The sequence below is a fragment of the Enterobacter sp. BNK-29 genome (assembly GCF_048684785.1).
Lineage (GTDB): Bacteria > Pseudomonadota > Gammaproteobacteria > Enterobacterales > Enterobacteriaceae > Enterobacter > Enterobacter cloacae_M.
Window position 1 is genome coordinate 3,425,954 of the sequence record NZ_JBLQTU010000001.1, and the last position, 14,128, is coordinate 3,440,081.

The 14,128-nt window shown below is 56.5% G+C and carries 12 protein-coding genes; 8 read left to right on the top strand and 4 right to left on the bottom strand.

Translation table 11 applies throughout. The annotated features are described in order from the left end of the window. Nucleotides 1–276: 276 nt before the first annotated feature. Together dps and rhtA are read right to left on the bottom strand one after the other, a co-directional pair. Nucleotides 277–780, bottom strand: a complete 504-nt coding sequence (dps, locus tag ACMGGX_RS16365; RefSeq protein WP_010428924.1) for a DNA starvation/stationary phase protection protein Dps — start codon at nucleotides 778–780, stop codon at nucleotides 277–279. A gap of 299 nt (nucleotides 781–1,079) precedes the next feature. Beyond that, nucleotides 1,080–1,967, bottom strand: a complete 888-nt coding sequence (rhtA, locus tag ACMGGX_RS16370; RefSeq protein ID WP_023334998.1) for a threonine/homoserine exporter RhtA — start codon at nucleotides 1,965–1,967, stop codon at nucleotides 1,080–1,082. 354 nt (nucleotides 1,968–2,321) lie between these two features. Here rhtA and ompX point away from each other — a divergent pair, with 354 nt between their 5' ends. Further along, a complete protein-coding gene (gene ompX / locus ACMGGX_RS16375; RefSeq protein ID WP_023310884.1) occupies nucleotides 2,322–2,840 on the top strand; it encodes an outer membrane protein OmpX in 519 nt (172 codons plus the stop codon). Nucleotides 2,841–3,366: 526 nt separating this feature from the next. Here the strand turns inward: ompX and ACMGGX_RS16380 are convergent. Together ACMGGX_RS16380 and mntS are read right to left on the bottom strand one after the other, a co-directional pair. Then, nucleotides 3,367–4,950, bottom strand: coding sequence for a phosphoethanolamine transferase (locus tag ACMGGX_RS16380; RefSeq protein WP_420298607.1), 1,584 nt, complete (start codon nucleotides 4,948–4,950; stop codon nucleotides 3,367–3,369). 283 nt (nucleotides 4,951–5,233) lie between these two features. Further along, nucleotides 5,234–5,362 (bottom strand): manganase accumulation protein MntS, encoded by a 129-nt coding sequence (gene mntS, locus ACMGGX_RS16385; protein ID WP_014831181.1) that lies wholly within the window; start codon nucleotides 5,360–5,362, stop codon nucleotides 5,234–5,236. Nucleotides 5,363–5,545: 183 nt separating this feature from the next. Here mntS and mntR point away from each other — a divergent pair, with 183 nt between their 5' ends. From mntR to ACMGGX_RS16420, 7 genes are all read left to right on the top strand, one after another. Beyond that, nucleotides 5,546–6,019: a manganese-binding transcriptional regulator MntR gene (mntR, locus tag ACMGGX_RS16390; protein ID WP_109846323.1), complete on the top strand. Its 474-nt coding sequence runs from the start codon at nucleotides 5,546–5,548 to the stop codon at nucleotides 6,017–6,019. Continuing rightward, nucleotides 6,016–7,125 carry an anion transporter gene (locus ACMGGX_RS16395; protein WP_047742416.1) on the top strand — a complete coding sequence of 370 codons (1,110 nt, stop codon included), beginning with the start codon at nucleotides 6,016–6,018 and terminating at the stop codon, nucleotides 7,123–7,125. The genes mntR and ACMGGX_RS16395 overlap by 4 nt, the downstream gene beginning before the upstream one ends. Before the next feature lie 101 nt (nucleotides 7,126–7,226). Further along, on the top strand, nucleotides 7,227–8,321 hold the full coding sequence (locus ACMGGX_RS16400; protein WP_234651292.1) for an HlyD family secretion protein: 1,095 nt from the start codon (nucleotides 7,227–7,229) through the stop codon (nucleotides 8,319–8,321). Further along, entirely contained in the window at nucleotides 8,318–9,889 is a 1,572-nt protein-coding gene (locus ACMGGX_RS16405; protein ID WP_033145003.1) for a DHA2 family efflux MFS transporter permease subunit, read from the top strand. The genes ACMGGX_RS16400 and ACMGGX_RS16405 overlap by 4 nt, the downstream gene beginning before the upstream one ends. Beyond that, the gene (locus ACMGGX_RS16410; RefSeq protein ID WP_420298608.1) at nucleotides 9,889–11,412 is read left to right on the top strand and encodes an efflux transporter outer membrane subunit; all 1,524 of its coding nucleotides are present in this window, start codon (nucleotides 9,889–9,891) and stop codon (nucleotides 11,410–11,412) included. The genes ACMGGX_RS16405 and ACMGGX_RS16410 overlap by 1 nt, the downstream gene beginning before the upstream one ends. Before the next feature lie 102 nt (nucleotides 11,413–11,514). Continuing rightward, nucleotides 11,515–12,555 (top strand): aldo/keto reductase, encoded by a 1,041-nt coding sequence (locus ACMGGX_RS16415; RefSeq protein ID WP_420298609.1) that lies wholly within the window; start codon nucleotides 11,515–11,517, stop codon nucleotides 12,553–12,555. 148 nt (nucleotides 12,556–12,703) lie between these two features. Further along, nucleotides 12,704–14,080 (top strand): glycoside hydrolase family 1 protein, encoded by a 1,377-nt coding sequence (locus ACMGGX_RS16420; RefSeq protein ID WP_087822223.1) that lies wholly within the window; start codon nucleotides 12,704–12,706, stop codon nucleotides 14,078–14,080. Nucleotides 14,081–14,128 lie beyond the last annotated feature (48 nt).

The window sequence follows — 14,128 nt, forward strand, 5'->3', positions numbered from 1 at the left end:
TTTGCAAAGGGGATGATGTCATGCATTGCACAATAAATGGGGCAATGAGGTGTTATTGCACCAAACTGGAGCACCGTTTTGGTGCGCTTCGTTTGGCTCAACTGACGGGGAGATATTTAGCGTAAATTCTGACGAAAAAACAATCTTCCGTTAACGGTTGTGTGAGGTGATTATTACATTTCGTTCACTTTTGCAGGTGTGCAGGCAAAAACTGTGCACCATAGATGTGCAAAACCCTCACCGGAGGGCGAGGGTTTGATAGAAAATTCGTATGAATTACTCGATGTTAGATTCGATAAACCACAGGAACTGATCCAGGTCGCGGGACGCGGCGGTGAAAATGTCTGCGGTATCTTCGTCTTTGGCTTCGCCAATCGCTTTGCGCACGTCATTGGCCACAATCGCATAGCGGTCCGCCAGCTCTTTCAGGTGATCCTGAACGGTATGGATATCCAGCGGATAACTCTTCAGTGGCGTTTTGCTGTTGATCACCTGCGTGGTGCCCAGCGCCACGCCGCCCAGCTGAACGGCACGTTCAGCCATCGTATCGAGGTGGGTAACCAGTGCTGTGCGGAAGCCATCCAGCATTTCATGAACGGCAATAAAGTTTGCACCGCGCATATTCCAGTGGGCCTGTTTGGTGATCAGCGAAAGATCGATGAACTGGATCACCTGGCGATTCAGCAACTCAATGGTCGCCTTTTTGTCGCTATCCGATACATCGTTACGGGTATAAAGCAGATTAGACGCTTTCGTTTTCACCAGTTTAGCGGTACTCATAATCTCATATCCTCTTGATGTTTATGTCCCAAGTAATTACAAAACTAAGTATAGCACCGGATTTTTTCTCTGCGGTTTGGCTATGCCTATCGGTTTAATAGCGAGAAGTGGGTTGAGAATTTAATTTGTTGAAATTAATGAGTAATTTTAAAATTGATACAGATCAATCTTAATTGCTGGTTGGGGATGTAAACGCAGAGGGATATTTCGAAAATAGCGCAAAGTGTGTAAGAAATTATAACGTCTGTCTTTCTGGCCTTTATTCTGCATGGCGTGGAAGCCATGCAGAATATATGGCCTTAGCTGATATCCACTTTCTCAACTTTAGGCTCCGGGCGCATGGTGAGCGTCGAGCCCATTGATGCCGCGATAATCGAGCAGAGAGCCAGCGTCTGGGTCAACGTGAGGGTTTCGCCGAGAAACACCATCCCGGAAATGGCGGCTAACGCAGGCTCCATGCTCATCAGGGTACCAAATATGCGCGTCGGCAGACGCGTAAGGGCAATCATCTCCAGAGAGTAGGGGAGTGCGGTAGAGAGAATCGCGACCGCCAGTCCTATGGGCATGACGGACCATTGCCAGATAGATTCGGTCGCCTGCGCCATGCCGATAGGCACGAAGACGATGGCAGCGATCAGGGAACCTAACGCGACGGTAGCCGGACCGTGCTCTTCTCCTGCACGCTGGCCCGTAAGTATATAGACGGCCCAGCAGGCGCCAGCACCCAGCGCCAGGGCTGCACCCGTCAGATCGATCTCAGCGACGCTCTGGCCCAGCGGCAGCAGGAACCATAAACCCAGAACGGCTAACACGACCCAGATAAAATCGACCGGACGTCGCGAGGAGAAAAGCGCCACCGCCAGCGGGCCGGTAAACTCCAGCGCGACGGCGATCCCCAGCGGTATCGTCTGAATAGAGAGATAAAACAGATAGTTCATTGCCCCAAGGGAGAGTCCATAAAACAGCAGGGGTAAACGCTGCTCCTTTTTGAAGCGCAGACGCCAGGGTTTGAAAATGACCACCAGTATCGCCGTGCCCAGCACGATACGCAGGGCAGTCACCCCAGGCGCACCGACCAGCGGAAAAAGGGATTTTGCAAGCGAAGCACCGCTTTGAATGGACAACATGGCAATGAGTATGACTGCTACCGGCAACCAGACCGACGACGTGCGGGATAACCCAGGCATCCTTTCTCCTGTCAGCTTATGTCAAATGAGGTAAAGGTTGCAGTGTAAAGGAAATAAGCGGCAACGGTTGAGGTGCTGTTGAAAAAAAACCTCGTGAAATCCGTAAAATGGTTAAGCGCTGGTGGATTTATCGCCTGATAGATTAGGAATAATCTGGATGAATGTAACGGCGCTTGCGCGCACTATGCGCATTTAGTAGTGAAAATTGCATGTGATTTGAAAGAGATAGCTGACGCTGGAAACGTTCTGTTACAGGAAAGGTTTCATTAGACATCACGAATCACAAAGAGTTTCGCAAATTTTTTTGATATATTTAAAACTTACGGACTTACTTGAAGCACATTTGAGGTGGTTATGAAAAAAATTGCATGTCTTTCAGCACTGGCCGCTGTACTGGCTGTTTCCGCAGGTACCGCTGTAGCTGCTACTTCTACTGTTACTGGTGGTTACGCTCAGAGCGACTATCAGGGCGTGATGAACAAAGCTAACGGTTTCAACCTGAAGTATCGCTACGAGCAGGACAACAACCCACTGGGCGTGATCGGTTCTTTCACCTACACCGAGAAAGATCGTTCTGAAAACGGCGCATACAACAAAGGCCAGTACTACGGTATCACCGCTGGTCCAGCTTACCGTCTGAATGACTGGGCGAGCATCTACGGTGTTGTAGGTGTTGGCTACGGTAAATTCCAGCAGACTGAAAACCAGAGCGAAAGCCGCACTGCAAGCAACAGCGACTATGGCTTCTCCTATGGCGCAGGCCTGCAGTTCAACCCAATCCAGGACGTTGCTCTGGACTTCTCCTATGAGCAGAGCCGTATCCGCAACGTTGACGTTGGCACCTGGATCGCGGGCGTAGGTTACCGCTTCTAATCACTCCGGTGAGCTAATAAAAAATCCGCCCAATGTGGCGGATTTTTTTTTGTCTTTTCCCTCTCCCTGTGGGCTGAGGAATTCCCAGTAATTTTTTTAACCTGTAGCGATGAATGTTGCGTCAGGAAAATGAATGGTTTACAGCGATGCCTTGGTCCGGCTGTAAATCGCTGAGGCGTTTCCTGCAGGCCGGGGCGAGGCGCAGGGATGCGCCGAGAGGGCGGGCTTTACAAGGATGTTACCTCCGCCCGTCCCCGATAAGCCGGAAGGAATAAGACGAGGACACCGCGAAGCGGCGATTTACCGCCGGGAGCCCGGGTCGCCAGGGTGGTGGCGACTGAGCCACCCTGGCACGTTCACAAGCCATGTCGTTAAAGAGTAGCAAGGAACATAAAGTGAACGGAATGACCACAAGAGCCGTATGTTCCCCCTCACCCCATCCCTCTCCCTCAAGGGAGAGGGAGCCGACTGTGCTGATATTATTTTGTGGGGATCCCTCAGCCCACAGGGTGAGGACATTGGACCGCTACTTATTCTTAATATCGAAAATATCAGTACCCAGATGGTTGTAGTCAACTTTCTGTAACTTGAAGTTGGTAACGTACACTGGGGGAGCTTTCTTGTTTGAGACAAACGGGTAAGCCGTTTTTATCTGCTCGGCTGTAATCCCCGTCCACTGCGAGAAGAACTGCAGGAAATCATTTGCCGAACGGCGCGCTTTAATCACGCGATGCGTTTTATCATCACTCGACAGCACCATAAACGGCACCTGGAAGTTCTGCTGGAACTTGTCATCGTGCGCCAGGTACTGCACCTCTTTACCACGCTCTTTAAACGCCAGCCCGTGATCAGAGAAATAGACCATGGAGAAGCTGTCGCCCGTATTGCGTAGCTGATCGTACAGCTTGCTCAGCAGGTCGTCGGTTTGCGTCATGGTGTAGAGATAGCAAGAGGTCTCTTTGGACTGCACGAACTCCGCGTACTTCCCGCCGGTCCGATCGCAGGCCTGCGGGTGCGACCCCATCAGGTGCAGAACGATCAGCTGAGGCTGGGTGCGCGGAGTGGCGAAGACCTGTGCCGTCATTTTCAACAGCGCTTCGTCTTTGGTATTTTTGTCGGCTTCAAAGTCACCGTTCTTCAGGAACTGCACTTCGTCGGCACGTTTGGCGATACTGGCGATGGCCGTATCGTATTCGCCAATTTGCCCCTGATTGGAGAACCACCAGGTTTGATAACCCGCGCGGTTTGCCAGGGTGACAAAATTATCCTGATACTGAGGTTTGCCGTCGACGACCCGGTTAAGGGTCAGGCCGAGCGATTTCTGCGTCGAGCCGCTGGCTGCGACATAATCGGTGAACAGCGTGCCTTTGACCGAACTGGCAAACGGTGTGTTATCCCAGTGTCCGCCGAAGGCTCCCATTGCATCGCGACGGGCACTTTCCCCAATCACCACCACATAGGTGTGATACTTCGGCTTAACGGCCAGCACGTTCCAGGTGTCTTTCATATTGGAAAGCTCAGCCATGCGCGCCTGCTCGTCGAGAACCTCTTTATTATTGACAACGACGTCCTTCACGAAGCGGAAAACCGGATAGCCGATATTGGTGAGCCTTAGCTTACCGTCCCAGGGAATATTCTGGATGGGGGCGACAAAGGCCACGGCAACGCTGAACACCAGACAGAGTATTTCGATCTTACCCCAGGATTTTTTCTCGCCCGAATGACGGCGGATGGCGATAACGCCCAACGCGAAGATAAAGATCCCGACCACGTAGCTGTACCACGGGAAGATCGTCAGGATCTCCGTTGACTCTTCCATATTGGTCGAGTGCAGCGCCAGCAGGGTATTAAAGTTTGGCGCGCCGTAAGCCTGGCCAAACGGGAAATAGAGTGCAGCGACCAGCGAGCAGATCCCGATTAACGCTTTTTGCACGCGCTGTGCGGTTCGCCACAGCACATGCAGAACGCAGGTGAAAGCCACCGCGTAGAGCAAACTAAAGGGATAACCCAGCGCAAAGTTAATCAGTAATGACTGCAAAAAGTAAAAACCCGTCCACGGGCTTAAGGCCCGGCTGCGGGTCACAACGGTATCTATCAGGGTTACATTCATAGGTCACTATCATGGATGAAAACGCCATGTGCTCACCCTGGCGTCAAGGGTCATAACCTGCCTGACAGTGCGTGGAGAGGGAATGAGGGTCCGCTTCAGCGAGCCGCAAATTGTGCAGGGCTGCAAGAAGATAGTGCGAGCGCTAAATAATATCAACAGTTGCTAAGCAGATGTTTTGCGAAGGGGATTGCAAATCCGTAAAAAAGATCGGGAATAAGGCGGCTAGAAGCCAGTTTACAGCGAGATTGTGACGGGAAAATGAAGCGGCGTACCGCAACGCCGCTTAGTGGGAAGGTTTGTCGTCCTGATGCGGTTTGTTGTTAAACATATCGCACAGCATGTTCAACAGCATTAAGCGCACTTTAAAGGGAGAGTGGGTAAACACGGTCATGCACCTCTTGAATTCGTTCATAAGACCTCCTGAGTTTTGATCCCTTCGATCCGTGAAGGGTGACTGCATTACATACAGATATAGCACAGGCTATATTGTATAGCTATGGCTATTTCGTTAATTTTTTGTGCTTGCGGAGCTATGGTTTACAATGTGCGCTCTCGAATCCGGGCGCTGGAAGCGTCACCCCACTGAGGAAGTACAATGAACCGTCGCGCAGGTCATCCGACAATGAGGAAAACGACGCAACTGGTGAATGTTGAAGAACATGTCGAAGGTTTTCGCCAGGTCCGTGAAGCGCACCGGCGTGAACTGATTGATGATTATGTTGAACTCATTTCCGATCTGATTCGTGAGGTTGGTGAAGCGCGCCAGGTCGATATGGCCGCCAGGCTGGGGGTTTCACAGCCAACTGTCGCTAAAATGTTAAAACGCCTGGCCTCCGTGGGCTTAATTGAAATGATCCCCTGGCGCGGTGTTTTTCTGACGCCGGAAGGGGAGAAACTCGCGCAGGAGAGCCGCGAGCGCCATCAGCTTGTCGAGAATTTTTTACTGGTGCTGGGCGTCAGCCCGGAGATCGCCCGCCGGGATGCGGAAGGCATGGAACACCACGTCAGCGAAGAGACGCTGGTGAAGTTTCGCGAATTTACCCTTAAATATGGTTCCTCCGCTGAATGAAAATCCCCGGACTGCAGGCCCTGGCACGCGATCGTTTCTTCCATCTATTATTAATTATTGGCGCAGGGTTAAGCCTCTTTGTGCCGTTTGCGCCACGCGCCTGGCCCGCCGCAATTGACTGGCGCACCATCATTACCCTGAGCGGCCTGATGATGCTCACCAAAGGGGTCGAGCTGAGCGGCTATTTTGACGTTCTTGGCCGTAAAATGGTGCGCCGCTTTGCCACCGAGCGCAGGCTGTCCCTGTTTATGGTGTTCTCCGCCGCGGTGCTGTCGACGTTTCTGACCAACGATGTGGCGCTGTTTATCATCGTGCCCCTCACGCTCACGCTGCGTAAGCTTTGCGAGATCCCGGTCAGCCGGCTGATCATCTTTGAAGCGCTGGCCGTCAATGCTGGCTCGCTTCTGACGCCAATTGGCAACCCGCAAAATATCCTTCTCTGGGGACGGTCCGGGCTGTCGTTCGCCGCCTTTACCTGGCAGATGGCCCCTCTGGCGCTGGTGATGATGCTGTCGCTGCTGGCGGTATGCTGGTTCGCGTTTCCGGATAAAAAGCTGCAGTACCACAGCGGCACAACCGGCCCGCAGTGGCAGCCGCGCCTGGTGTGGAGCTGTCTCGGGTTATACATCGTCTTTCTGTTCGCGCTGGAGCTGAAGTATGAGCTGGCGGGCGTCCTGCTCGTTGCCGCGGGGTTTGTCGTCCTGGCGCGTCGCGTGCTGGTGAGCGTGGACTGGACGCTGCTGCTGGTCTTTATGGCGATGTTTATTGATGTGCATCTCCTTATCCAGCTTCCGGTGCTGCAAAACGTTCTGCACAGCGTCAGCACGCTGTCTCAGCCGGGGCTGTGGCTGACGGCGATTGGCCTGTCGCAGTTTATCAGCAACGTGCCTTCCACCATTCTGCTGCTCAACTATGTTCCGCCCGATACGCTTCTGGCCTGGGCGGTCAACATCGGCGGGTTTGGGCTGCTGCCCGGCTCGCTGGCAAACCTGATTGCGCTGCGTATGGCCAACGACCGTCGTATCTGGTGGCGTTTCCACGTCTGGTCGATTCCGATGCTGGTTTGGGCCGCGGCGATCGGTTTCGGAATATTCCTTCTCATATAGTGCGCAATTTGTCAGTTTTTCCTGGCAAACGTATAGCAACGTCCTAGCTTTAGTGAACGGCATAGTGTGATGCCGCTCACTGACAGGACCGTTGCTGAACTATGGCTGAAGATCAAAACCCGCCTGCTGACGAGCAGGACAAAAACAATAATGAGCGTAAGCGCCCGGGCAAGAAACCGTTAATTATCCTCGGCATTGTCGTGGTGGTAATGGTGGTCGTGGCGCTGGTCTGGTGGTTTTTAACCCGTAACGAAGAGACGACCGACGACGCCTTTACCGACGGCGACGTGGTGACGATTGCCCCCAAAACGGCGGGCTACGTTACCGAGCTGCGCGTGCGTGATAACCAGCGCGTGAAAAAGGGCGATCTGCTGGTGGTTATCGATCCGCGGGACACCACCGCGCAGCGCGATCAGGCTCAGGCCCAGTTTGGGCTGGCTATCGCGCAGCTGCATCAGGCCCAGGCGCAGCTGGCGCTTTCAAAAGTCCAGTATCCCGCCCAGCGTGACGAAGCCAAAGCGCAGGTGCTGAAAGCGCAGGCCGATCTGGCGAACGCGCAGGCAGAGTACCGTCGCCAGCGCGGCGTCGACCCGCGTGCAACCACTCAGCAAAGTATCGATTCCGCGAACGCTCAACTGCGTAGCGCACAGGCAGGGCTGGCCAGCGCTCAGGCGCAGCTGGAAGTGGCAGAGCAGGTACAGCTGCAAATCCGCCAGCAGGAAACCAACGTTGAAGCGCGCGAGCGTCAGGTCGATCAGGCTAAAGCGCAGCTGGAAACCGCCAACCTTAATCTCTCCTATACCGAAGTCCGCGCCCCGTTCGACGGCGTCGTCACCAAACGCAACGTGCAGCCCGGTACGCTGGTGCAGGCGGGAACGGCGCTGTTCTCGCTGGTTTCCCCGAACGTGTGGGTGGTCGCGAACTTTAAAGAGTCGCAGCTTGAACGCATGAAGCCGGGCGATAAGGTCACCGTGTCCGTCGACGCGTGGCCGGATATGGAGCTTGAGGGCCACGTAGACAGTATCCAGCAGGGCAGCGGCTCGCGCTTCTCCGCCTTCCCGGCAGAAAATGCCACCGGTAACTTCGTCAAAATTGTGCAGCGCGTGCCGGTCAAAATCGTGATTGATAAGGGCCTGGATCCAAACAAACCGCTGCCGCTGGGGCTGTCGGTTGCACCGAAGGTGACGGTGGAATGACGGATCACAGCCACGACAGCTGGAAACCCGCCAGCAATCCGTGGGCGGTGGCGATTGTCGTCACCCTGGCGGTATTCATGGAAATTCTGGATACCACCATCGTCAACGTCGCGCTCCCCCATGTGGCAGGATCGCTCTCGTCCAGCTATGACGAATCTACCTGGGTGTTAACCAGCTATCTGGTCGCGAACGGCATCGTGCTGCCCATCTCGGCGTTTCTGAGCCGGGTGTTTGGCCGCAAGCAGTTCTTCCTGATTTGCATCGTCATGTTTACCGTCTGCTCGTTCCTGTGCGGGATTGCCACCGAGCTGTGGCAGATCATCCTGTTCCGCGTTATGCAGGGCTTTTTTGGCGGCGGGCTGCAGCCCACGCAGCAGTCGGTGCTGCTCGACTACTTCAAACCCGAAGACCGGGGCAAAGCGTTTGGTCTGTCCTCCATTGCGATTATCGTTGCGCCGGTGCTCGGCCCGACGCTGGGCGGCTGGATCACCGACAACTATTCCTGGCGCTGGGTGTTCTTTATCAACATTCCGGTAGGGATTGTGACGGTGCTGGCGATCTACCAGCTGCTGGAAGATCCGCCGTGGGAGAGCAAATCAAAAGAGAAGCTGACTATCGACTGGACGGGGATCGGCCTGATCGCGCTGGGGCTGGGCTGTCTGCAGGTGATGCTCGACCGGGGAGAAGACGAGGACTGGTTCTACTCGAACTTTATCCGCACCTTCGGCGTGTTGACGCTTGTCGGCATTATCGGCGCCATCTACTGGCTGGTGTATGCCAGAAAGCCGGTGGTGGATCTGCACTGCATGAAGGACCGCAACTTTGCCATCTCCAGCCTGCTGATGGCGGGGATGGCGATGATTTTGTACGGCAGCTCGGTGGTGATCCCGCAGCTGGCGCAGCAGGACCTGGGCTACACCGCTACCTGGTCGGGGCTGGTGCTGTCGCCCGGCGCGGTGCTGATCGTATTAACTATCCCGCTGGTGCTGAAGCTGATGCCGGTGGTGCAGACGCGCTGGATTATCGCCTTTGGCTTTACCTGTCTGGCGGTGTCGTTCTTCTGGTCGCGAACGCTGACGCCGGATATCGACTTCGAAACCCTGGTGCTGTTCCGCAGCGCCCAGTCGATAGGGCTGGGGTTCCTGTTTGTGCCGCTCACGACTATTGCGTTTATCTCGATACCGAGGCGGCTGAATGCCGATGCGGCGGCGCTGTTTACCATGTTCCGCAACGTCGCGGGCTCGATTGGCATATCCCTTTCGACGGCGGCCATCACCGAACGCGCGCAGGCGCACAGCGCGCATCTGGCGTACCACGCCTCGCCGCTTAACGAGCAGTTCCAGCAGGCGATACGCGAAAGCGCCCAGGCGATCCAGAACTTTACCACCCAGGTGGGCGACCCCACCGGCATCGCCACCGGACGCATGTACCAGACGATGATCGAGCAGTCGCGCTTCCTGGCCTACATCGACGTCTTCACCATTCTGAGCGCGGTGGCCTTGTTACTGATTCCGTTTTGTTTGTTGCTCTCGCCGGTTAAGAGCGAGGGGAGTGCAGGAGCACATTGATGATACACAGACGTTTACACCCCCTGATGATAATGATGCTGCTGGCGGGCTGCGCCGTCGGGCCTGACTACCAGCAGCCTGCGCCGCCCGCCGTTACGCACTGGAACGATAAGGGCGACAGCGCGGTGAAATCGCAAACCACCTCCGCCGCGACCAATCCGCGCTGGTGGAAGACCTTCGGCTCGCCGCAGCTCGACAGCCTGGTTGAGCGCGCCATCGCCGGAAACCTGACGCTGCAGCAGACGGTGCTGCGCATCGCCGGGGCGCGAGAGCAGATTAATCAGGCGGGCGGGGCGTTTTATCCGTCGGTGAACGGCAATCTGCAGGCGACGCGACAGCAGCTTGGGCTTGAAGGGGAGCTGAAATCTCACGGCGTGTACGACCAGCTTGATAATGTCGATCCTGAACTGCGGGGCGCGTTAGGGCCGCTGACGCAGCCGATTAATCTCTACCAGGGCAGCTTCGACGCCCAGTGGGAAATTGACCTGTGGGGCAAGGTGCGTCGTCAGGTGGAAGCCGCCGAAGCGCAGCAGAAAGCCGCCATCGAGCAGCGTAACGACGCGCTGGTGTCGCTGGAGGCCGAAGTGGTGCGCGCGTGGCTCCAGCTGCGCGGGGCGCAGAGCATTATCGCCACGCTGAACACCCAGATTAAAAGCGCGCAGCAGACGCTGGAACTGACCGAAAGCCGCCAGCGCGGCGGGCTGTCGCCACAGATGGATGTGGAAAACGCCCGGGCGCAGTTAGGCAATCTTGAGGCCCAGCTTCCGCAATATCAGGCGCAGGAGCGGCAGGCGATGAACGGTCTGGCGATCCTGCTCGGCAAGCCGCCGGGGGCGCTGGATGCGGAATTGCAAAGCGTGCAGCCTATGCCAGCCCTGCCGGATATCGTGCAGACCGGCATTCCGTCCACGCTGGCGCGACGCCGTCCGGACGTGCGCGAAGCGGAGGCGAACCTCCACGCCGCGACGGCGCAAATCGGCGTCTCGGTGGCGGAGCTGTTCCCGAGCTTTACGCTCTCCGGGCAGTTTGGCCTGCGTAACAGCGAAACCAACTGGCTGACCGACTGGAGCAGCCACTTCTACAGCTTCGGCCCGCAGGTCTCCATTCCCATCTTCCAGGGCGGTCGACTGGTCTCCAGCGTTAAGGTGGCGCGCGCGCAGCAGGGAGCGGCGGTGCTGGACTATCGCCAGACGGTGCTGACCGCGCTCGGGGATGTGGAAAACGCGCTGGTGAGCTATCGCACCGACCAGCAGCGTGAAGCGGGTCTCGCAAAAACGATCGACGCCCTGCAAAACGCCTTTGATTTAGCGAGCGACAGCTACCGACAGGGGATCGCCAGCTTTATCGACGTGCTGGACGCCCAGCGTCAGCTGGCGCAGGCCCAGCAGCAGCGCGCGCAGGCGCAGGTGCAGAGCGCGCTCGATCTGGTGGCGCTCTACAAGGCCCTCGGCGGCGGCTGGGAGCCGTATCAGCAGGTGCAGTTACCGGACTACAGCGTCTTTGGCGACGCCCCGCGCGGATAAATTCAGAGGATTGGGCAAGAAACGGACAGGAACACCACATTCGCGATGGCTGAGGGGCGGGTATAACTATCGGGTACCCAATCGACATGCGAGGAATAAGTTATGCGTTATCAAAAACTGGGCAACACCGGTCTGTTTGTTTCTGAACTGTGCCTCGGCACCATGACCTTCGGCGGCGAGGGCGGCATGTGGGGCAAGATTGGCCAGCTCCAGCAAAGTGAAGCCGAGCAGCTGGTGGGCCGCGCGCTGGATGCCGGGATCAACTTTATCGACACCGCGGACGTTTACTCGGAAGGACGCTCGGAGGAGATCACCGGTCAGGCGCTGAAAAACCTGAAGATCCCTCGCGAGAACGTGGTGGTCGCCACGAAAGTGTTCGGTGAAACGGGAACGGCAGGGGTGAACTCGCGCGGCAGCTCGCGCTATCACATCATCAGCAGCGTGAAGGAGAGCCTGCGCCGCCTGCAGCTCGATCATATCGATCTCTACCAGCTTCACGGCTTCGACCCCGCAACGCCGATTGAAGAAATGCTCTATGCGCTGGATAACCTGGTGCAGCACGGTCACGTGCGCTACATCGGCGTCTCGAACTGGGCGGCGTGGCAGATTGCCAAAGCGCTCGGTATTTCTGAACGTCTTGGGCTGGCGCGTTTCGCGTCGCTGCAGGCGTATTACACCATTGCCGGGCGCGATCTTGAGCGCGAGCTGGTGCCGATGATGCAGAGCGAAGGCGTCGGGCTGATGGTCTGGAGCCCGCTGGCGGGGGGGCTGCTGAGCGGAAAATATGGCCGCGACGGGCAGAGCGAAGCCGGCGGCCGCCGTCTGGAGTTCGACTTTCCGCCGGTGAACAAAAATCGAGCCTTCGACTGCGTGGACGTGATGCGCACTATCGCCGAAAGCAAGGGCGTCTCCGTCGCGCAAATCGCGCTGGCCTGGCTGCTGCATCAGAAAGCGGTGACCAGCGTCATCATTGGCGCAAAACGCGTTGAACAGCTGAACGACAATATCGCCGCGACCGGAATCCGACTGAGCGAAGATGAGCTCAAGCAGCTTGATGCGGTGAGCGCGCTGCCGCGCGAATACCCGGGCTGGATGCTGGAGCGGCAGGGGGAATATCGCCGCAATCAGCTCGCGCAACAATAATCTTCCTTGCCCCGGTAGTGCATCGCTAACCGGGGCTTTTTTTCCCGCATTGCTCACAAAAAACGATCCTCCTCTTTGATCCCCATTTCATCTTCGCCTATATGACTAGTCATGATATTTTAAATGACTAGTCATATAGGGAGAGAGCATGAACAATTCACTGCCGGCCAACTTTTTATGGGGCAACTCGGTGTCCAGCATGCAGACGGAAGGGGCCTGGAACGAGGGCGGGAAAGGGATGTCGGTGTACGACATTCGCGAAGCCGGGGAAAACGTCTCCGACTGGAAAGTTGCGACCGACTCCTACCACCGCTACCGGGAAGATTTCGACCTGATGCAGGACCTAGGCATGAACTGCTACCGCTTCCAGATCTCCTGGAGCCGCGTCTGCCCGCAGGGTGACGGCGCGTTCAACGACGAAGGCATCGCGTTTTACGACCGTTTTATCGACGATCTGATCGCCCGCGGCATCGAGCCGATGGTATGTCTTTACCATTTTGATATGCCGCTGGCGCTGGCGCAGGAGTACAACGGCTTCAACGACCGCCGCGTGATGGAGGCCTTTATCCGCTACGGCAAAAAGATGATCGACTGCTATGGCGACCGCGTGAAGTACTGGCTGACCTTCAACGAGCAGAACATCTTCCATATGCCGGAAGCGTTCCGTATTTCCGGCTATATGCACGGCGAGAAAACCCTGCGCGAGCTGTACGAGCTGCAGCACCATACGATGGTGGCGCACATGGCGCTGACCGAGTATCTGCACCAGACCAGACCCGGCCAGCTGATGGGCGGGATGCTGGCGCACCAGCTGATCTACCCGGCCACCTGCAAACCGCGCGATATCTTCTGCGCCCAGCAGTACGACGAGTTCCTCAACCAGAACCTGCTGCGCGTCTTCGCTGGGCAGGGCTACAGCCCGGCGGTGATGGCGGTGGTGGAGCAGGAGGGCTTTGGCGATATCTACCGCGCTGAGGATTTAGCGCTGCTGGCGCGGACCAGAAACGACTATATGGCCTTCAGCTACTACGCCAGCAAAACGCTGGACAGCGATGCGATCCCGGAAGGCACGCCGGTGAACTATTACCTGCTGCACGGCGAAAAAAACAACCCGTACCTGAAGGCCACCGAGTGGAACTGGCAGATCGATCCGCTGGGCTTTCGCACCATCATCACCCGCTACGCCAACGACTGGCGGATGCCGGTCTTCCCGATCGAAAACGGCATCGGAGTGATTGAGTCCTGGGACGGCGTCAATCCGATTGAGGACACCTACCGCATCGACTACCACCGGGCGCATATCAATGCCATGAAGGAGGCGATGTTCGAGGACGGGGCGGAGGTGATCGGCTACCTCGGCTGGGGGTTAATCGACATTCTCAGCTCCCAGGGCGACATGCGTAAGCGCTACGGCGTGGTCTATGTCAACCGTGAAAACCACGACCTGAAAGACCTGAAGCGCGTGCCGAAGAAGAGCTACGCGTGGTTAAAACAGGTTATCCATACCAACGGACGCGAGATGTAAGCCGTACGCTGCCGGGCCGTTTTTGTGACTGATTGATGGGAACTATCC

Bases quoted from the DNA above. Each gene is read 5' to 3' on its own strand.
- dps (WP_010428924.1), bottom strand. From the start codon at position 780: ATGAGTACCGCTAAACTGGTGAAAACGAAAGCGTCTAATCTGCTTTAT.
- rhtA (WP_023334998.1), bottom strand. From the start codon at position 1,967: ATGCCTGGGTTATCCCGCACGTCGTCGGTCTGGTTGCCGGTAGCAGTC.
- ompX (WP_023310884.1), top strand. From the start codon at position 2,322: ATGAAAAAAATTGCATGTCTTTCAGCACTGGCCGCTGTACTGGCTGTT.
- ACMGGX_RS16380 (WP_420298607.1), bottom strand. From the start codon at position 4,950: ATGAATGTAACCCTGATAGATACCGTTGTGACCCGCAGCCGGGCCTTA.
- mntS (WP_014831181.1), bottom strand. From the start codon at position 5,362: ATGAACGAATTCAAGAGGTGCATGACCGTGTTTACCCACTCTCCCTTT.
- mntR (WP_109846323.1), top strand. From the start codon at position 5,546: ATGAACCGTCGCGCAGGTCATCCGACAATGAGGAAAACGACGCAACTG.
- ACMGGX_RS16395 (WP_047742416.1), top strand. From the start codon at position 6,016: ATGAAAATCCCCGGACTGCAGGCCCTGGCACGCGATCGTTTCTTCCAT.
- ACMGGX_RS16400 (WP_234651292.1), top strand. From the start codon at position 7,227: ATGGCTGAAGATCAAAACCCGCCTGCTGACGAGCAGGACAAAAACAAT.
- ACMGGX_RS16405 (WP_033145003.1), top strand. From the start codon at position 8,318: ATGACGGATCACAGCCACGACAGCTGGAAACCCGCCAGCAATCCGTGG.
- ACMGGX_RS16410 (WP_420298608.1), top strand. From the start codon at position 9,889: ATGATACACAGACGTTTACACCCCCTGATGATAATGATGCTGCTGGCG.
- ACMGGX_RS16415 (WP_420298609.1), top strand. From the start codon at position 11,515: ATGCGTTATCAAAAACTGGGCAACACCGGTCTGTTTGTTTCTGAACTG.
- ACMGGX_RS16420 (WP_087822223.1), top strand. From the start codon at position 12,704: ATGAACAATTCACTGCCGGCCAACTTTTTATGGGGCAACTCGGTGTCC.